Source organism: Tychonema sp. LEGE 06208, from assembly GCF_015207505.1.
Taxonomy (GTDB): Bacteria; Cyanobacteriota; Cyanobacteriia; order Cyanobacteriales; family Microcoleaceae; genus Microcoleus.
Genome location: NZ_JADEWT010000012.1, coordinates 65,975 through 85,685 on the forward strand (window position 1 = coordinate 65,975; position 19,711 = coordinate 85,685).

The 19,711-nt window shown below is 47.6% G+C and carries 11 protein-coding genes and 1 pseudogene; 7 read left to right on the forward strand and 5 right to left on the reverse strand.

Translation table 11 applies throughout. The features are described from left to right. Nucleotides 1-321 precede the first annotated feature (321 nt). The 3 genes from IQ263_RS05330 (at nucleotide 322) to IQ263_RS05340 (ending at nucleotide 5,945) form a co-directional block, all read left to right on the forward strand. Complete coding sequence (locus IQ263_RS05330; protein WP_194066509.1) at nucleotides 322-1,605, forward strand: type IV pilus twitching motility protein PilT; 1,284 nt, start codon at nucleotides 322-324, stop codon at nucleotides 1,603-1,605. A 1,023-nt stretch (nucleotides 1,606-2,628) separates the two neighbouring features. Further along, nucleotides 2,629-4,260: a polysaccharide biosynthesis protein gene (locus tag IQ263_RS05335; protein WP_194066510.1), complete on the forward strand. Its 1,632-nt coding sequence runs from the start codon at nucleotides 2,629-2,631 to the stop codon at nucleotides 4,258-4,260. A gap of 479 nt (nucleotides 4,261-4,739) precedes the next feature. Continuing rightward, the gene (locus IQ263_RS05340) at nucleotides 4,740-5,945 is read left to right on the forward strand and encodes a glycosyltransferase (protein ID WP_194066511.1); all 1,206 of its coding nucleotides are present in this window, start codon (nucleotides 4,740-4,742) and stop codon (nucleotides 5,943-5,945) included. A 780-nt stretch (nucleotides 5,946-6,725) separates the two neighbouring features. Here IQ263_RS05340 and IQ263_RS05345 read toward each other — a convergent pair. From IQ263_RS05345 to IQ263_RS05355, 3 genes are all read right to left on the reverse strand, one after another. Further along, nucleotides 6,726-7,280, reverse strand: a complete 555-nt coding sequence (locus IQ263_RS05345; protein WP_194008536.1) for an NYN domain-containing protein — start codon at nucleotides 7,278-7,280, stop codon at nucleotides 6,726-6,728. Nucleotides 7,281-7,491: 211 nt separating this feature from the next. Next, complete coding sequence (murI, locus tag IQ263_RS05350) at nucleotides 7,492-8,355, reverse strand: glutamate racemase (RefSeq protein WP_194066512.1); 864 nt, start codon at nucleotides 8,353-8,355, stop codon at nucleotides 7,492-7,494. 301 nt (nucleotides 8,356-8,656) lie between these two features. Continuing rightward, nucleotides 8,657-10,444 (reverse strand): N-acetylmuramoyl-L-alanine amidase, encoded by a 1,788-nt coding sequence (locus tag IQ263_RS05355; RefSeq protein WP_194066513.1) that lies wholly within the window; start codon nucleotides 10,442-10,444, stop codon nucleotides 8,657-8,659. Nucleotides 10,445-11,259: 815 nt separating this feature from the next. Between IQ263_RS05355 and IQ263_RS05360 the strand changes: the two genes are divergently transcribed. After that, the gene (locus IQ263_RS05360) at nucleotides 11,260-11,595 is read left to right on the forward strand and encodes a hypothetical protein (RefSeq protein WP_194066514.1); all 336 of its coding nucleotides are present in this window, start codon (nucleotides 11,260-11,262) and stop codon (nucleotides 11,593-11,595) included. Between the two features lie 146 nt (nucleotides 11,596-11,741). On the opposite strand, the pseudogene IQ263_RS05365 reads toward IQ263_RS05360, so the two are convergent. Both IQ263_RS05365 and IQ263_RS05370 read right to left on the reverse strand, forming a co-directional pair. Next, nucleotides 11,742-12,944: pseudogene (locus IQ263_RS05365) on the reverse strand (RNA-guided endonuclease InsQ/TnpB family protein). Between the two features lie 205 nt (nucleotides 12,945-13,149). Then, nucleotides 13,150-14,172: an alpha/beta fold hydrolase gene (locus IQ263_RS05370; RefSeq protein ID WP_194066515.1), complete on the reverse strand. Its 1,023-nt coding sequence runs from the start codon at nucleotides 14,170-14,172 to the stop codon at nucleotides 13,150-13,152. 418 nt (nucleotides 14,173-14,590) lie between these two features. Between IQ263_RS05370 and infC the strand changes: the two genes are divergently transcribed. The 3 genes from infC to IQ263_RS05385 all read left to right on the forward strand — a co-directional run bounded on the left by infC (nucleotide 14,591) and on the right by IQ263_RS05385 (nucleotide 19,288). Then, on the forward strand, nucleotides 14,591-15,127 hold the full coding sequence (gene infC, locus IQ263_RS05375) for a translation initiation factor IF-3 (protein WP_194008541.1): 537 nt from the start codon (nucleotides 14,591-14,593) through the stop codon (nucleotides 15,125-15,127). 405 nt (nucleotides 15,128-15,532) lie between these two features. Next, the gene (locus tag IQ263_RS05380) at nucleotides 15,533-18,586 is read left to right on the forward strand and encodes a HEAT repeat domain-containing protein (RefSeq protein ID WP_194066516.1); all 3,054 of its coding nucleotides are present in this window, start codon (nucleotides 15,533-15,535) and stop codon (nucleotides 18,584-18,586) included. 228 nt (nucleotides 18,587-18,814) lie between these two features. Further along, a complete protein-coding gene (locus IQ263_RS05385; RefSeq protein ID WP_194066517.1) occupies nucleotides 18,815-19,288 on the forward strand; it encodes a Crp/Fnr family transcriptional regulator in 474 nt (157 codons plus the stop codon). Nucleotides 19,289-19,711 lie beyond the last annotated feature (423 nt).

Here is a 19,711-nt window from a genome sequence, read left to right on the forward strand (position 1 = left end):
TATAAATTGGGTGTTTTTTCGCAGTTATAGCAGTTCGAGCCAAAGATAGGGTATTGAGCGATCGATCCCTCAATCCTCCAATCCCTAAATCCCCCAATCTAAAATCTCAAATCTAAAATCTAAAATCGACTCACTTCTCACCTTTTTGATAAAAGCTATAATACACTGACCTCGCCCAATAACGGATACAACCTCCCGATACTCAATCACCGTCAATTCGCAAATTGTAGACCCTCATTGAAACTGCCAGATTCACGGCGCTGCGAGTCAATCCAAAATCTCAAGTTTTACACCTAAAATCGACTGATTGGAGACTAAAAAATGAACCCATCAAACAATCGTACACCCGTTCGACCAGAGCCTCAAGCCCGCCGCACGCCTCCGCCGCCCCCGCCCTTAGCAATCGCAACTCCCGCGCCGAGTCCAGCCGCGCCGAGTCCGCCCTCCGCCCCCCCGCCGCGGGCTGTGGAGACACCCACCAGTACGATCGAACAAATGGTCAGAGATGCCCACAGCGCCTCGGCTTCCGACATTCACATTCGAGTCGGCCAAGTACCTCGATTTCGGATTCGGGGCGTGATGCAAGTAGCAACCACCCACCCCAAAGTAACGCCAGAATTGTTTGAAAATTATCTAGCCGAAATTCTCACGCCCGAACAGCGAAAACAGTTTGCAGCTACCAAGGAATTAGATACAGCAATTTTTTATCCAGGCTTTGTGCGTTGTCGCGTCAACTGTTTCGATGCCCTCAGCGGCGGTGCGATAGTATTGCGGTTGATCAATTTGGAAATACCGACAATCGATTCCTTGAGGCTACCAGAAGTTCTCAAAAATATCATTTTGCGATCGCAGGGATTGATTTTGGTTACGGGGCCTACAGGTTCGGGAAAATCAACAACAGTAGCTGCCATGATCGACCATCTCAACCAGATGGAACAGAAGCACGTAGTTACAATTGAAGACCCGATCGAATTCATTCACCCTTCCAAAAAATGCTTGGTCAGCCAGCGGGAAGTCGGCTTGCACACCCACGAATTTCAGCAGGCTTTACGGGCAGTTTTGCGGGAAGATCCAGATGTGATTCTGATCGGGGAAATGCGCGATCGCGTTACCATCAATACAGCCCTGCAAGCAGCTCAAACAGGTCACTTAGTAATTGGAACTCTCCACACTCGCAGCGCCATAAACGCTATTAACCGCTTGTTAAATATGTATCCGCCCGAAGAACAGCAAGCAATGCGGATTCAAATCTGCGACTCTTTGGTAGCAGTAATTGCCCAACTTTTACTGCCAACAGTTGACAACCGCCGCGTCGCAGTTCATGACATTTTGGTGAATACGCCCGCCATGCACGATTACTTAATGAAAGGTGCTGATGACGAAGCTTTCCGGTTGATGGAACATGACACCTACGAAGGAATGCAGATTATCAACCAGGGTCTTTATAAACTGGTGCTCGAAGGCAGAGTGACGATCGAAGAAGCAGCAAAAAGTTCTCCCGAAGCCAGCGATTTAGACCGTCGCTTACGGACTGGAGGCTACGATGTTGGGGACGCTCGCGGCTTTGAAGGCAGCAAAAAAGAACGCAGCATTCGCGACCGGTAGCAGCACGCATATAGGGGTAGTCTTGTTCTGGCTACCCACCAATTCATACTATTTGAGATTTGAGATTTAAGATAAGAGTTGAAATTAAAAAATTGGGAATGACTTATTGTGTACGGATCTGTGGCAGTTTGAGGGAAAAATGAGGTATTGAGCGATCGCTCAATACCTCATATCATATCCGGTCAATTACTATCACAAAAACCGTTCGCGCGTGCTAATCGATCGGAGATGATATCACTCGCTCAATTCCCCAATCTAAAATCGATAGAAGCCTGAATTCCCCAATCTAAAATCTAAAACTCGTACTGAGCGAAGCCGAAGTATCTAAAATCGACTCAGTTCTCACCTTTTTGATAAAAGCTATAACCTCGTATATGGCTGTTCTAAAAAAAGTGAGGTATACCCTATGCCCAATCCCTCCGCTTCGCTTCGCTCCGCCCAATGCCCAATGCCCTGTTTGGCCAATGCCCTATCCCATATAGTACCTCCTATGAGAGCACAGAAAGGCTATAAATAGCAATATTTTAGGCACACCGCAATATTTGACAATGTTTTCCGTATCTTTACTTAAACTTTTAATACAATTAGTAATAAAAAAGACATTTTATTGATAGTGGCAAGGATTATTAAGTTTCTTTAACGCCTGCACTACTTTATATTAACTTTAAAATTGCGTGAATATTCTGAGGTAATTACAAAGAAATAGTAAAGATATGTTGTGACTATTGCCAACGGCCAGCAACTTACGTTTATAGTTGTAGTGACTAATTTTTGACAGAGAAAGTTCCGACTTAGCAGCTAGCCAAAGCAAGCAGATTAAAAAATCCTTAATAAAACCACAAGTAGACTGAAAATAATTATTTAGTAGGAAAGCAGATCGCGTATCTTTCCGATTAAGTAGCTTTCTCTGTAAAAACAACCCAAATCAGCCGAATTTTAAAGATTCTGTCCCTCAAAAATCAGTTTAACAACTCTGAATCAGCATCAGCAACCGTATTTCTATAATTTAAAGGAGCCCAGAAAGTGAATAACACATTTAACCCCTCAGAAGTGTTTGAAGATGCCAGCAAAGCGGCAATAATCAATCGCATCCAGCAGCTAGTTCCCCCAGGTTCCCCCGAACCGCAAAATCCGCAAATCCTAGCAACGCTACAAACTCTCACCGCACAGCTAATCTGGGCCTATCAAGCCGACGGACAACTAGAAAGCGAACCTTTTAGCGATGTGCGCGATCGTACCATTAACCTGTACAGCCTCGCCTGCAGCAACAAAATCAAAGGAAAAACTATCCTCATCACCGGCGGAGAAGGATGCGTCGGGAGTTTTCTAATCGAAAAACTCCTCTCTCTAGGCGCAACTAACATCATTTCCGTAGACAAAGCCCGATGTCAAAACCCCGACGAAAATCTCCCGCACTTTAACAAAGAAGGCGCAGTAAATTTCTATGCCGCCGACATTCGCAACTTGCAGGCGCTCAAACACATATTTGAAGTAGAAAAACCGCACATTGTTTTTCACCTAGCAGCCCAGCGCCAGCCCGGATTAGCTGAAATCCAAATTCGAGAAACAGTTACAACCAGCCTGTTGGGATGCAAAAACGTCATCCAACTTTCCGAAGAATACGGCGTAGAAGACTGCATTTTCTCTTCCACAGGCAAAACATCTCGATATTTTACAACCGAAATTTACGCCGCGTCCAAAAAATTTGCAGAATGGCAATTTGCCAAAGCAGCTCAAGAAGGAAAAGTCACCTACGGGATGGTTCGCTTTACTCATATGCTAGAAAATAGCTTGTTCTGCGAGCAAATGTCCAAGAAAGTACAGCAAAGTAAAACAGTCAACGTTCACGCCCCCCACCGCTACGTAACCGCTCAAAATCTAATCGAAGCCGTACATTTGTTACTGAATTCGCTCGTGGTTTCCGTTCCGGGAAAACTGAAAATAGTCGCCGTCAGCAATCTAGGATGGCCGACAGAAACCTTAGAAGTTGCTTTGTATAAAATTCAAGAATCCGGCAAAAATTTGCCGATTTATTTTCAAGGACTTTTACCGGGATACGAAGAACCATTTTTCTTAGGACAATTTGACTGGAACAAACCTACAGACATTCATCTCCTAATTAATGTTCTGGAAGATCCTTTCAGAAAAATTGACCAGGCTGGCGACATGGTGATTCTAGAACTAGCTCCTTTTTCTTTGTGCATGTTAGATAAACAAGTGTCTAACCTGGAAAAATTAATTAGCGATCGGAATTTCCCGGAAGTGCAAATTAAGCCGGCTCTTGTCGCAGCGGAAAAAGAGGTAATTGCTTCTTCTTTTGCGTGGAGTTCCGCCGCAGAATTGCTGAAGATTTTGCAGTGGGGAGTCAATCCGAAAAAATTGCAAGGTTACGGAACAGAAGTCGCTGACTACAGCGAAATTATCCAACTCCTCCTGCAAGGAATGTACGGGAGGCTCAACCAAGAAGTTTTGAACTGTGCTGGAGTTAATGCTGATGAATTTGATCGATTAGTGGAAAGTCTTTCTGCGGTGGATTCTCTTCAAGCAGAAGTGGGATATTTGCGATCGGTCTCCAAATGTATCAGACAATCTGCACTCCCGGCACAGTTCACTCAAAAAAAATCTGAACCTGTTCCTGTGCGGGAAGCGGCGTAATTGAAAAACTGTTGAGAGATTGCTTTGTCATTTTTAGTTGATTAAAAGCTAAACAACCCGAAACCCGGTTTCTTTGAGATACCGGGTTTTTCAATTTTGGGTCTGTTTGAGGTTTAATTAAGTGATTTACTTAAAATGGTAAGAATCGACATGATATGATATCATGTTGGAGCGAACGATTGCAATCAAATTAGTTCGTAGTAAGGACTAAAGTCCTCTCTTGGAACTGACTCGCATTCCTAACTACAAACCTAATAATGGTGATGTTTTCGTATCTTATAAGTTAGATATAGCGGTTATCAAGCGTGGTGAGGTATGCCCAATGCCCAATGTCCTATGGGAGCCCTATGCCGCATAGTACCTCATCTTTCGCTTGAAAAGCTATAGTGTCGATCGCTGAGTTGACTGAGGTGAAATTTGATTAAGTCAATTCAATGACCGCTGCAAATTAAATTAAATTAAATTAAGGTGCTAAAATTGTGGAAATAAATCAGCTATCGTTCCTATTTGTTGATGTTGTACTTTTGACGATCGCCCTAATCCTGCTAATTCCCGTTGCAGTTCTATTTCTAGAATGCAGTGCAGCTTTCCTTTCCAGCTTCGGCACCACAGACGAAACCAAAGAACCCCGCCCCAAAATAGCAGTTTTAATTCCCGCCTACAACGAAGCAGCAGGAATTGTCGCCACTATCTCCACCATTCTGCCGCAGCTAACACCTCAAGACCGCCTGTTAGTCATTGCTGACAACTGCACGGATGCTACGGCCCAAATCGCCCGCAACTGCGGTGCAACGGCGATCGAGCGCCACGACACAGAACGTAAGGGGAAGGGATACGCCCTGGATTTCGGCTTGCAGTCGATCGCCTCAGACCCTCCAGAAGTAGTCATTATGGTTGATGCAGACTGCATCTGCGAGCCAGATTCCATAGAAACATTAGCCCGCGTTTCAATGGCCAAACAAAGACCGGTGCAGGCCACATATTTAATGGAACAGCCGCCCGATCCTACCCCCAAAGATTCGATTTCAGCCTTAGCATTTCTCGTGAAAAACCTAGTCCGCCCCAGCGGATTAAAACAGTTAGGATTCCCGTCATTGCTAACAGGTACGGGCATGGCTTTTCCCTGGCTAATCATTCGAGATGTTCCTTTAGCTAGTGGCAATATCGTGGAAGATATGCAAATGAGTTTGGATTTGGCGATCGCCGGACATCCAACCGTATTCTGCCCCGAAGCCAGAGTCACAGGGTGTTTGCCGCAGCAGCAGGAAGCAGCTAAAACTCAAAGAACCAGATGGGAACACGGACACATCCAGACGTTGCTAACTCAAACTCCCAGGCTGGCGACAGCTTCGATCGAGCAACAGCGTTTTGACTTAATGGCGATCGCCCTTGACTTATCCGTCCCTCCCCTATCGCTTTTAGTTGCTCTTTGGCTAGCCGCTTTTGTCGCCTCCATAGTAGGAGCAATTATCGGATCATCCGCGATTCCTGCCATCTTGTTAGGAGTACAAGGACTGCTAATTTTAGTTGCAATTGTCAGCGCTTGGGGAAAATTTGGCCGTGCCCACATTTCCGGCGCAACTCTATTATCCGTACCGTTTTATATCCTGTGGAAAATTCCTTTGTATCTGGGTTTTCTGCTGAAGCGACAAACTAATTGGGTGCGAACAGAACGCGATGTTTAGTATTCCGTAGGGTGCGTCACCCGCCTACTCGACCTAACTCAAACAGCTTTTTTCGGGGACACCCTAGGATGAATAAACCGATCGGGAAAAACTATACTTTTACAAATTTTCTTGATGACGGATTTACCTTAAATAAACGGCTGCCGAAAAACTCGATCGAGAAAACCAAATATGGGAAGTAAAAAGCGGTTGATATACAGCGTATTCCCTGTAGGTGGAATACGCTGTATGAATCTGGTGGAAAATAAAAACAAAAAAATCTGAAGCTGGAAACATCCAACTTCAGACTTTTACTAACTCCCCGGGTAGGATTTGAACCTACGACCAATCGGTTACACTTATCCCAACGTTTCCGAAGGGCGCGGACTATTTCATCATCCCTAAAACGCAGACTTATCATCTGTCGCGGGATGTCGGGCGCTGTGAGATTTATTGGTTAGGCTCCTCATCTCTAGTCTCTGCACCTTTCCGGCTACTTGCGATCGAAACCGCTGCCTTTCGCCAGACTTGGCTCAAGATTGCCGCCACCCGAAGTGCTGCGGTTTCCTTGAATTCACCCGATTTTTCAGTACCCGTTACCGGATAAAGCTGCTATGTCACTAGGGCTTTTGGTTGATGCCAAAGGCTTGCATTCATTACAGCCGATCGCTCTGCCACTGAGCTACCGAGGATTGCGTGGTTTTTGTCGTCCACATTTACTAATAGTAGCTGAACCTATTCGATTTGGCAAGGCCTTTTGCAAAGTTTTTTTTTTCTCATGCAGCAAGCGGGTTTGGGACGCTAATGCAGCCCCATTCTCATTCTGGCGAGGCGCTGCTGCGATTCTGGATCGAGGGAATTGGCCAGAAAGCGACTGGAATTGTGTTTGCGGGATTTGTGCTGGCGCTCGCTGCGGCGGGCGGTGGATTCTACGTCAGCCGCTAGTTGTTGGGCAGACATCCATTCGGCACCGTAGCCGACTACGGTTAATTGCTGGGCTCTGTCGGAGGTGGCGACAATCATTCGGCTTTTGCCTTTGACCGATCGCAACTCGTAGCGCAAATTAGCACAAGACTTTTCAATATAAGTATCTGCTGTCTGACCGAAGTCAGTGTAGTGCACAGATAAATTTTTAGTAATAATTTCTTTAACGCTGGGAGTGTTTCGATACTGAGCGTCAAACACGAGTCTAGCTTCAAAATCTTGTACGGCGCTGTAGTTAACCAAAGCCTCAATCAACTCGCGGCGGGCTGTTTCGAGTTCGTCGCGATCGCGCTTCTCTCGGAGTCGAGGCCAAAGTCCAATTATGTTATAGCCATCTACAAGTAACACTGCTTGCGATATATACGGTGACATGGTTCAAGGCTGAAGATCTCCAGCAGATAGAGGACATTATTTGCATTGTTCATCAAAGCTTTTGTTAAATCTTATTACACATCGATGTTCGATCGCTAGCTGCAATGTTCCCAGCAAAAACTCAACCCCCCAAATCCCTAGGGTTTTGGAGGGTAAGATTTGAGATTGAAGATTTCGGGGATTGTGTCGCGCGATCGAGCAATTTTCCAGCTTATTCGACAGATTCCACAGATACGGGCGATGGCTTACGCCCCGCTTCGCTACGAACAACAGTCGGCAGAGATATCTTTTCAACCGCAGGAGTACAGCCGAGCCACTGCACCGACAAATCCGCAAACTGCTCAGGAAGCCCGCTCACGCAAAAACGAGTCGGCAGCGCAGTACCAGAATTCCGCAGCCCCAAAACCTCCAACTCTCTAGCAGCAGCAGCCACAACCCGCACCGCAGGATCGATTAAATTCACCCCAACAGGCAAAAGCGATCGCACCACAGGAGCCAACAGCGGATAATGAGTGCAGCCGTAAATCAGCGTATCGATGCGCTGCTGAATCAAAGGAGCCAAATATTCCCGAGCCACCTCATAAGTATAAGGATCGTGAATCCGGTTTTGCTCCACCAGCGGCACAAAAGCCGGACAGCTAACCTGCCATACCCGACAATCCGCATCCATTTCCAAAATCGCATTTCGATAAGCATTGCTAGCAGCCGTAGCCGGAGTTGAGATCACCCCGATCCGCTTGCCTTGCTGCACCGCAGCCTGCGCCCCCGGCAGAATTACTCCCAGCACCGGAATATCAAACTCAGCCTGCACCATTTCCATCGCCAAAGCAGAACTGGTGTTGCAGGCCATAATCACCATTTTCACATCCTGCTCCACCAGCCAGGCCATAATTTCCCGGACAAAATGCACAATTTCCGAAGCTGCGCGAGTCCCGTAAGGAAGCCTCGCCGTATCTCCAAAATAAAGTATAGATTCGTTGGGCAATTGTTCGTATAACTGCGTCAAAACAGTCAAACCGCCCACACCGCTGTCAAAAATACCGATTCTTTTTTGTCCAGAGTTGTCTGTTGTCATTTGTTAATAGTTAGTTGTCTGTTGGCAGTAGTCAGTTGGTAGTTGGCAGTTGGTAGTTGGCAGTTGGTAGTTGGCAGTTGGCAGTTGGTAGTTGGTAGTTGGTACTTGGCAGTTGGTAGTTGGTAGTAGTTAGTTAACAGTCAACAGTTAACAGTTAACAGCTAACAGTCAACAGCTAACAATTCCCTAATGACTAATGACTAATGACTAATGACTACTGACTACTGACTAATGACTAATGACCAATGACTAATGACTAATGACTACTGACTACTGACTACTGACTACTGACTACTGACCATTATCTTTGTTGAAGATAAACTAAAATGCCGCGAGCGATCGAAGCCGCCATTTGACTGCGATAAGCCGGGTCAGAAAGTCTAGCAGCATCCTCAGCACCCGTGACAAAACCGACTTCCACTAAAACAGAAGGCATAGAACTCTTCCTCAAAACATAAAATCTTGCCTGTCGCACCCGGCGGTCAGTCGCCCCCGTCCCGTCCAAAATACTGGCGTGAATCACCCGGGCTAAATCTTTCCCGCTATCAAAATAATAAGTCTCAATCCCGCTAATATCCGGCCGGCTCATATTAATCGCATTAGCGTGAATGCTGACAAACAAAGTAGCATTCACCCGTTCCGCCAAAGAAACTCTCGGTTCCAAGTCGATTTCGCTGTCGTCAGTCCGAGTCATCACCGCCTGCACGCCCTGCTGTTCCAGCAGCCTAGCCACCTGATAGGAGATATCTAAAACAATCTCCTTTTCCTGAATGCCCTGAATGCCGACTGCACCTGGATCGCGCCCCCCGTGCCCCGCATCGATCGCCACCACGACGCGGCGGTTGGATTGGGGCAAATCCCCCGATCCGATCGTCCTTCTCGGCAGCGGCTGCGGATTGGGATCGCTAGTCAAAGGCGGCGGGGCGCTAGCATTGGACGATCGCAACTGCAAAGACAGCAACTGCTGGCCAGGTCTCGTCACCCGGCCTACCTCTACCCCCGATCGCGGCTGCACCCAAATCAGCACAGTCTCCGCGTCTTCCTGACTGGCAGTAAACGATACAGGGCTGTTGGCACCAAGCTGAGGAATTTGCCCCGCCAAGAAACTAGAAGAAATTCTCAACCAGTAAGCTCTCGACGACTGGTCCCACCCGCTGGTATAGGAGACTTGGCGGTCAGTTCTCACCACCAGTTGCGTGCCGTTATCGGCTAAATTAATCGACAGAACTCTAGCTAAAGTTGCTCGCTCTGGTCTCCCAACAGCTACAGGTTCTGAGCGCGTCAGCCTTGACGAACTCGTGTCCCCTGGCGACAGCACAACGGAGCCAGAATTGCTCACAGATGCCCGCCACTGAGTATTAGAACCCTTCATCCGCAAAGTCACGCGGGTAACGGGCGGGTCTGTTGGCAGTTGCCGGACTTCAACCCTCTCGACACCGAGCTTGCCGTTAGTTTGAGGCTGTTGGCCGCCCGCGCCCGGAGCTAAAGTAGCTCCTTCAATATCCAGGGTAGCGATGTCTCCGGCGCGACTTTGTTCAAAATTAATTTGGGGGCGGCCGCCGGCAGTGCGGACTAAAAAACCGTCTGCTGTCAGTTGAACGTTCTGAACAACGGTTGCTTCAGCAGACTGAGGTTCGCCTGCTGAAGGTTCAACCGATAACCTTTCTCCCCCGGGTTCGGAAATGGGATTTTGACTTTGGCCGCGCGTCGGTGCGGGTAAATCCACTGTCCACTCGCTGGCAGAAATCCCCCGGAATTTTACTTGTTGGGGGTCTAGAGTAAACCCGTCTTTGAGTTCGACTACAATTCTGGTTGTGTCGTTGTCAAACTGTCCTACCCGCACCGATTCGATCGCCCCTGAGAGCTGTTTGTTGACTGAGGGACGGCCTAGACTCGTTCCCGGCAAATCGATTACCAAGCGCGTCGGGTTGAAAATCAGTTGAGCCTTGGGTTGCACTCCCCCCTCTGTTCTAATGTAGAGCCGGTTCTCTGAAGCATCAAATCGCCAAGATTGCAGTCGGGCTGCTTCGGCGGCTCCGGCGAGCAAAAATACACTTAAAAAACTCGGTAGTAGCCAGTGGAATTTCACGACAGTTTTTTCCTCGTTTGCGTTACTACTAAAAGCTGGAAGGGTGCTGTTTGCCCGATCGGCTTTCAGCAGGCGGGCCGCCAGCCGACCAGGGATGTCCGGGCCGTCAGTTGTTGGCCAAATTGACTTTTTTAGGCGTTAATAGGCAGCCCAATGCCCAATTCTGGCATTTTTTTACTTTCCAGCAGACTTGGGGGCGATCGGTTATAAGCTGACTGACAAATTGTTGGCACAAGGGAAGGTATTTATAGCAGAAGGAATAATTAACAAGACCCAAGGAATAATTAAGAAAACCCAGGCTTTCAGTAATTTCAAACGTCCTCACCGTCTGGCGCTGTTGCTATATTTTTATCAACAATCAACCAGGTTTTTCCTGAACTTATCACAAGTTAGAATGGAGATTTTTACGGTTTTTCTTAGGAGCGATTTCTTCGGTCTTTCCTATGGGCACAGTTCGTTAAAGCCAGGGTAGTAATCCCTTTCACAGTTGCGTTTTGTTCTAACTTTTAATCAAGCACTCTGACTAATTAACAACCTACCTCGGGAACAATCAGGATTTCCCAGATTTAAGTTACTTTTGAATACATGAAGATGTTAGTTTCATGCAAAGGAGCATATCCTTTTGCGAAAGTTTTTCCCCTGACTGTTTGACAGTTAAATACAACTACATGGCGGCACCGATATCTGGTTTTTCTTGATTTTTTATAGTAAGGGATTTTGGGTGCTGCTGGAAATTTAGTTTGGCGATCGCCCGCGCCATACCCGGTGACATTATGATAGCTAATCCATGCTTTTTGTAGTAACCGGAGAGTGTTTTGTGTCACCAGGGCGGGCAATGCTTTGTCACCGATACTCTTCGATCGCGGACGATCGACCGTCAGAGCATTGATTGGTTGACGGGGGAAAAAGTTTTGACGGTAGATATAGTTATCGCAGTTGTGATTTTTGGACTGGAAAAACTGTCGGTCGGCTTCTGGATAAAACCTGTGATTTGGTTTGATGACCTGCCTTTCGACGAACTGCATAACTTGTATATAATACTACCAGTTAGAGAAGATACACGATCGCGACGATTGTGTCAATGCCTGAGTTTCCCAAAAGGCGATCGTCAACAAAACAGTCTGGGACGCATCAGTACCTTCAAACCTTAGTTTTAGCCCTAGACGCAGCAGTGATGAGAAACCTGGTTTGACAGGCAAAAATACTGCATCTAGACCTTTAATCCCGATAAAAACCCGGTTTCTGTGGTGTTGATGCTTGACATCCTCCCCGACCTAAAGGACGGGGATTCCCAGAATCACTTCTGAGGATTCCTCTTTCCACGACTCGGCTTACTTGGAGGAATTTCTTCACCCAAGCAGAGGTCGATGTCTCCAGAGGCGTTTAACGTTCCCGTGTGCCCCACGGTACGAAGTGCAAGTTCAAGTATGTTTCGAGCTGCATTCCAGTCTCGGTCTAAAACCAACCCGCAATGATGACATTTATGAGTTCTTGTGCTCAACGACTTCTTAACAACTTCCCCACAGTTGGAACAATTCTGGCTGCTGTAGTGGGGAGGGACGGCAACCGTTACCACTCCAAACACCTTGCCGAAATACTCCAACCAGTTTCCGAAAGCCGACCAAGCTGCGTCACTAATAGATTTAGACAGCTTCCGGTTCTTAACCATGTTCCGCACCATCAAGTCGACCTAGGCAACCAAGTCGTTAGACTGGATGACGCATCTTGCCAACTTCACGGCAAAATCTTTACGCTGCCTACTTACCTTGAGGTGCTTTGTGCTCAACCGGTTTTGACTCTTGGCTCTATTTTTCGAGCCTTGTTGAGTTCGAGAAAGTCTTCGACCAAGGCGCTTGAGAGCTTTCTCAGACTTTCTGAGGTGGCGGGGATTTTCAATCGCCTGCCCGTCAGAATCGGTGTAGAAGTGAGTCAACCCCACATCCAATCCGACTGTTTTGCCTGTTGGTTCTCTTTTCTCAACTCTCTCAACATCAAGGCAAAACTGAACGTAGTACCCATCGGCACGACGCACAACCCGAACTCTCTTAATCTGCTTCAACTGATAGAAATGCAAATCACGGGTTCCCCACATCTTAAAACTTCCGACTTTGAAACCATCGGTGAAAGTGATAGTTCGTCTATCTTCCGACAGCTTCCAGCCACAGGTTTTGTATTCTACAGAACCGTGTGTTTGATGTTTTTTAAAGCGTGGGAAACCTTTCTTCGCTGCTTTCTTCTTGCAGTTATCGTAGAATCGAGCGATGGAACTCCAAGCCCTTTCAGCAGAAGCTTGACGAGCCATAGAGTTGAGCTTGTTTGCCCAAGGAAACTCATGAGCGAGAACTTTGCAATAAGCACTCAGATCGTATCGCCCAATTCCCTTGTTGTCCATCCAGTATTTGATGCAAGAATTGCGGATAAAACGAGCGGTACGAATAGCTTCATCAAGCCTTTCATACTGTTGCTTTTCTCCCTCAAGTTTTGCCTCAAATACCAGAATTTTACGTCGTATGTAGTATAAATAACTCTAGCATGAATACAGGATTAAGAAAAGCCGTCCTAAAGGAGCGGGGCTTTAGACCCAGTTTTTTGGTAAAGTCATTTCACCGGGTGCGATCGACTTGTGACAAGCTGATTCTCGATCCAGGATATCGATACCTGCAAATAATGTTGGTTAATTAGCAACGCACCGCCCCCTATCTAAATTAACTGTGTTGCAAAGATCGATCACCACGGGCGACAAAATTCCGGCCCATCCAATCCAAAATTGCTTGATTTACTTGTTCCGGGCATTCATCCTGGGGACAGTGGCCGGCATTATCTAATTCAACTAGCTCTACACAACTCGGATTGCATTCGACAAATTGGTGGGGTTTGGCGAAGCGAGGCGGAATCATCCGGTCTTGTTTGCCCCAAATTAACAGCATCGGGATTGTTAAATTTCGCAACACAGTCTTGACACCAGGGCCGCATTTTGCACTACCTACAGCTTTAAATAAAGCACAGAAGGCGCGGGCGGCTCCCCGATCGCCCGCAGGCCCTGCTAGAATTTCAACTAATTCGTCGCTAACAGCTCCGGGGTTGGCGTAGGCAAAGGCAACCCAGCGACGGACGATGGCGGGCTTGCGGGCGATCGAAAACAAAGGCCTGAGTAAGATCGGAGAAACAAATAAATTTTCTATAGATTCGATCGCCGGTAACAGCCATCCCGGCACCGCCTCGGCTCGCACAGATGGGTCTGGGAGGCTGATCGCCACCGTGCCGGCCACCATGTCCGGGTGAGCGGCCGCCGCGGCCAGACAAATCAGCGAGCCGATCGAATTTCCTGCCAATATGACCGGCTCTCTGATAAAAGTCAGCCAAAAATCGTAAACTTGATCGACCCACAAAGACACGTCGTAGTCGATGGGAGCTTTTTGGGAAGCGCCAAAACCCAACAAATCTAAGGCGTAAACCGTGTGATTTTCGGCTAGTGGAGCGAGATTTTGCCGCCAGTGACCGATCGAAGCTCCAAACCCGTGCAGTAAAATAATCGGTGTTCTCGATGTGGTGGAGGCGATGGGTTCGGCAGCAGAGTCTTGAAATTCGATCGCCCGTGGATTTCGCCCCAAAGCCGGCCGCAAATAAGTGTATCGAGTTTGCCAACCCCGCCACACCCAGTCTCGTTGAGTGCCCACCCGTTGGTGCCAGTGTAGAGAATTTGTCAATTTTGCCTCAGCTCGCAACATAAATTTACACTTGGTTATACCTATTGTACAAGGCAAATCAGGGGAATTGGGGACTGGCAACACCCGTTACGGCGAGGTCAAAAAAGCCGTTTTACCTCATCCTTAAGGATTTACCGGGCATTTTTTACGGTTTGGTGCTCAATCTGGTATGGGAACGGACAATATAGTATGAAGTTAAAATAAAACTACGCAGAAACTCAGCGAGAGTGAGTAGAATAGCAAGTATTGTAAGAATTCATTTACGATTCGGTTCAAGTATGCCCTAACGATGAAGCTGAAGGCATACAGGGCGCGGTAGTACGTCCGGTAAGGGTAACAGCTTGCCAAATAGCTCGATCGGAAAAAGTGAAATATTGACCGGTCAAGCCTGTAACTATCAAGAAACTTCGCTATTAAACTACTGCTTGTAAAAACATTCATGCCTGTGATTGAAAGAAGACAAAATCGCAACCTACCCCAGATCAACGAAAACATTCGATACCCCACAATCCGGGTGATCGATACCGACGGCGGCCAACTAGGGATATTGACACCCGCAGAAGCGCTCCGTCTGGCAGAAGAAAAAGAACTCGACCTGGTACTTGTCAGCGACAAAGCTGACCCGCCCGTATGCCGGGTAATGGACTACGGGAAGTACAAGTTCGAGCAGGAAAAGAAAGCGCGAGAAGCCAAGCGGAAGCAGCACACTGCCGATGTCAAGGAAGTGAAGATGCGCTACAAAATTGAAGAACACGACTACCAAGTGCGCCTCAAGCTAGCAGACCGCTTTATCAAATCTGGAGATAAAGTAAAAGCCACGATCATGTTCAGAGGTCGGGAAATCCAACACAGCAACCTAGCAGAGGACTTGCTCAAGCGCATGGCCACAGATTTGCAGGAAATCGCCGAAGTGCAGCAAGCCCCGAAAAAGGAAGGGCGCAGTATGATGATGCTGCTGTCTCCCAAAAAACAGTAATAGGGCGATCGGTCATCAGTAGACCTATCCCATTGTTGAGCAGGCATCGAGCCTGCTCTTTACAGGCTTCGCTCTCGTGTCCGGTCGATTTACAAACAGAAGATTGGTTCGCGCGTGCGGACACTGACTGACGCAACCCAATAGCGGACACTGACTGACGCACGCGCGAACCGTTTTTGTGACGCAAATCGATCGGACAGGATCTGAGAGCAAAAGTCTAGTCATCAGTCAAGAGTCAAAGACTGGTGACGGTGGATTAATCGCCCCGCCCCAAAACCGATAGAAGTTTGCCACAGGAGTCGCGGACGCGCCAAAACAAAAATTTTAGACTCCTGTACTCGCTCTCACATTCACCGAGCCGCAAGTAAATCTAAAATCTAAAATCGAAATATTAACGCACCAGAAATGGAAAATTTTCAAATCAGCGCGATCGCCAGAGCAAGACAGGGAGTGCTGCGATCGCTCAACTTGCGATCGGAAGAATTAGAGCGAACCTTACTGATGTTCCTCGTCTACACTCTAACCTCCGTCGGGCTGATCTGGCTGGAACTGAGCACGGTAGGTTTGTTCTTAGACGAATTCGGTGCAGACAAATTGCCCTGGATTTACATAGCCAGCGCCTTTATCGGTTCGAGTCTGGGCTTTGTCTACTCGTGGATGCAAAAAATCCTGCCGCTGAGGCGCACCGTCGTAGTGGTTCTGGGAATGATGTCGGTACCGCTATTTTTGTTTCGATTCGGCATCGGCTACGAAAATACTAAGATAGCTGGCATCAGCATCGCTTTTATTACTATTTTTTTGATGTGGCTGTGGGTGGAAGCTTGCTATGTCCTCAACGACCTCAATACTTCTATCACTTCCAATCAACTTTTTAACATTCGAGAAATCAAGCGCACCTATCCGTTAGTCAGCAGCGGCTATCTAGTAGCTGGAGTAGTCAGCGGATTTTCTCTGCCACTCTTGCTGTACGTAGTCAAACTCAAAAACGTGACGCTGATATCCGGGTTGATGGTGGCGACAGGCTCGGTGCTGCTGTACTACCTCACGGAAAAATACAGTCAAGCATTCCCAGAAACCGCTCGCTGGACAGATGACGACGACGAAGACGACCAACAAGAATTTGCCGCCCGCAAAGTTACAGGCCCGCTGCAAAAATACGCCATACCTCTAGTCAGTTTCTTCGTCCTGGCAGAAGTCCTCTACGTTTTGGTAGATTTCCAATTCTACAGCCAGCTAGAATACAAAAACCCGGGGGATGGAGCGAGCGGAGCAAGCTGGATCGCTAGCTTCCTGGGCATTTACGAAGGTATACAAGGTCTGTTTCAAGTGGTGACTCAGTGGTTTGCTTCCAGTCGCTTGGTAGAACGAATCGGTGTATTCGTGACGGCGATGATTTTACCTGCGGGTATCGCTATTCTTGGGGTGCTGACTTTAGGAGCATCTCTGGGCCAGCTAGTACCTGTGTTTATCGGGCTGATATTGCTGAGATTTTTAGACGAACTGCTGCACTACACGCTGTTGGAAACTGTGAGTCCGGTTTTATTTCAACCGATTCCTGACAATATTCGATCGGGCATTCAAACCTTGGTCAACGGTGTGGGCGAGCCTTTGTCCTGCGGAGCTACAGGAGTAGTTATCCTGGGGATGCTGTGGGTGACAGACAAGATACTCCCCCACGAAACCGAAAGCGCATTTCACGACCAGCAAAGCTTGGTATTCATCGGTACGATCGTAGTTTTGGCGCTGGTGTGGCTATTTGTGGTGTGGCTGATCCGCTCTCAATACGTAGGGCTGTTGGTCAAAAGTGCCGAACGCGGGCGCTTGGGCGTGACAGACGTTGACCTCAAAGCTCTCAAGCGCGCAGTGGTGGAAACTCTAGAACAGCCGGGGGGCGAAGATGAAAAGCGCTCTTGTATAGAATTGCTGACGCAAATTGACCCCAAAAATGTCGGAGAAGTTCTCGCACCTATTCTGGATTCGCTTTCGCCACTTTTGCAGCGCCAGAGCTTGGAAACTATGCTGCAACACCCGAACCCCGCATATTTAGAATTTGTCCGCGCACTCTCGCAACAACCATTGCCGCCGGAGGTGCTGGCTTTGGCTTTGCGTTACATCTGGCTGACGGAGGCTGAACCGAATATTGACAGTTTGCGGCCTTATTTGCAGCAGAATGTCGATCCGGTGGTGCGGGGTACGGCGGCTGCTTTAATTATGAGAAGGGGCGATCGCCAGCAAAAAGCAGAGGCTACTAACACGCTGCGCCAAATGCTGACGCACAAGCTGGAACGAGAACGGGTGATGGGGACGCGGGCTCTGGGAGAGGCTGATTATTTGCAAGGACTGCGGCTGTACATCCCCAATCTTTTGCAAGATGAATCTCTGCGAGTTCGCTGCGCTCTGTTAGACGTGATTTCGTCTACTCATTCGGAAGAATATTATCCTTCGCTGCTGCGAGGACTAGGTTACAAATCGACTAGGGAAGCGGCTTTGCAGGCTATAGTCAAACTTCACAACGATGCGATTCCTTTGCTGGTGTATTTGGCTGAGGATATCCACAAGCCGGATTTGGTCAGGTTGCAAGCTTGGACGGCTTTGGGTCAAATTGGGACTGTTGAGGCGATCGACATTTTGGTCAGCAATTTGATGACTGCTTGGGGAACTACGAGGCGCAACATCCTCCGCATCCTGTTGAAAATGCCTTCGGAAGCGGGGATAGAAGGGGTTCTAGACCGCATCGGCCGCAGCGGCTTGGAAACTCTCATCGAACAGGAGTTGATGTTTATCGGTCAAATTTATGCGGGTCTGGTAGATTTGTCTGGGGTAACGACCTATGACAATTTTTCCGATCGAGATCCTAACAGCGCCGGGGTACCTGCGAACGATACGGCTCAATTGTTGCAGCGGGCTCTGGCGGGGTTGGAAGCTGATGCTAAGGATCGGTGTTTTTTGTTGATGAAGTTTCTTTATCCGCTGGACACGGTACAAGCTGCTGCTTTCAACATCGCTTCGGGCCAACCTTCTCTGGTGGCTAGGGGATTGGAAATTCTTGACAATACTGTGGATATAGTTAGGAAGCGATCGCTGATCAATTTGTTGGATCAGCACTCGGAAAGAGAAAAGTTGACAAATCTCTCTGAATTGATGGTTTACAAACCTCTAACTCCTAGCGATCGTTTGCGCCGCTTGCTAGAATTGCGCCACTTCCTTTCGGATTGGGCCTTGGCTTGCTGCTTTCATTTGGCGAAGGAGGCGCGCTGGAGTCTTACGGCTCAACAAACTCTCGTGTGTCTGCAACACCCGACGGGTTTTGTTCGCGAAGCAGTGTTAGCCTATTTGAAAATAGCTTCGCCGCGAGCTTTGCTCGAATTGTTACCGAGGCTGCAAAATGACCCCGATCGTTTGGTATTCGCTCAAGTTGAAGAGATGATGGCAGAGTTAGGTGTTGGGGGGAAAAGGTAACATTAGTTAGTTGTTAGTTGTTAGTTGTTAGTTGTTAGTTGTTAGTTGTTAGTTGTTAGTTGTTAGTTGTTAGTTGTTAGTTGTTAGTTGTTAGTTGTCAGTTGTTAGTTGTTAGTTGTCAGTTGTCAGTTGTCATTTGTCAGCCAACAGCCAACAGTCAACAGCCAACAGTTAACAGTTTTTATTCCCTGAGCCTGTTTAAGTTTAAATCAATCACTGCATCGCATTATGCTAACTAGCGTCGAACGCCTATTGTTTGTCAGGGAAGTTCCGATCTTTAAGGAACTGCGAGATGATTTTCTTGTGCGTCTAGCATCGGTAATGGATGAACTTTCGTTCCCTTCCAAGCACAGGATTTTTACAGAAGGACAGGAAGGTCGATCGCTCTATATTTTGGTATCGGGAACGGTGCGGGTGCATATAGGCGATCGCGATTTGGCACAGTTGAAGGCGGGGGCTTGTTTCGGGGAAATGTCGCTGTTTGATGCGGAACCTCGATCGGCTTCTATTTCTACTCTGGAACAATCGGAGTGTTTGATGCTGACTCAAATGCAGCTTTATGATGCGATCGATGAAACGCCGGGAATTGCTGTTAATATTATTCGCTTGCTGTCGCGCCGGATTCGCGAATTGAATCTAAAGTTGAATGCTAAAGAGGTGATTTTGTCGCCAGAGACTACTAGAGTTGCTGAAATGCGATAAAGTTTGGGAATCAGTCAGTAGTTAGTTGTCAGTTGTTAGTTGTTAGTTGTTAGTTGTCAGTTGTCAGTTGTCAGTTGTCAGTTTTCATTGGGGATTGGGCGGAGCGAAGCGGAGGGATTGGGCGAGCGCGAAGCGGAGGGATTGGGCGAGCGCGAAGCGGAGGGATTGGAAATTGGGCACAATTTATGTTTTGTAAAGCACCATGAAAGGATGAGGGCTGGTTTGGATTATATACTGATTTGTATCATAAGTTGTTGGCTAAACCCGCCCGTACAAATCTTCCTTATTCCTTATTCACTGTAGTTTAGACTAACCAAAGATGAGAACGGTGGCCAAAGAAGAACTAGAGCCACCGCGCCAGGAGAGAATGAGGGTGAAAAATAAAACCTATCCACTCCTTATATGAACAGTGAACGATTAAAG

Bases quoted from the DNA above. Each gene is read 5' to 3' on its own strand.
- IQ263_RS05385 (WP_194066517.1), top strand. From the start codon at position 18,815: ATGCTAACTAGCGTCGAACGCCTATTGTTTGTCAGGGAAGTTCCGATC.
- IQ263_RS05370 (WP_194066515.1), bottom strand. From the start codon at position 14,172: ATGTTGCGAGCTGAGGCAAAATTGACAAATTCTCTACACTGGCACCAA.
- IQ263_RS05330 (WP_194066509.1), top strand. From the start codon at position 322: ATGAACCCATCAAACAATCGTACACCCGTTCGACCAGAGCCTCAAGCC.
- murI (WP_194066512.1), bottom strand. From the start codon at position 8,355: ATGACAACAGACAACTCTGGACAAAAAAGAATCGGTATTTTTGACAGC.
- infC (WP_194008541.1), top strand. From the start codon at position 14,591: ATGCCTGTGATTGAAAGAAGACAAAATCGCAACCTACCCCAGATCAAC.
- IQ263_RS05345 (WP_194008536.1), bottom strand. From the start codon at position 7,280: ATGTCACCGTATATATCGCAAGCAGTGTTACTTGTAGATGGCTATAAC.
- IQ263_RS05380 (WP_194066516.1), top strand. From the start codon at position 15,533: ATGGAAAATTTTCAAATCAGCGCGATCGCCAGAGCAAGACAGGGAGTG.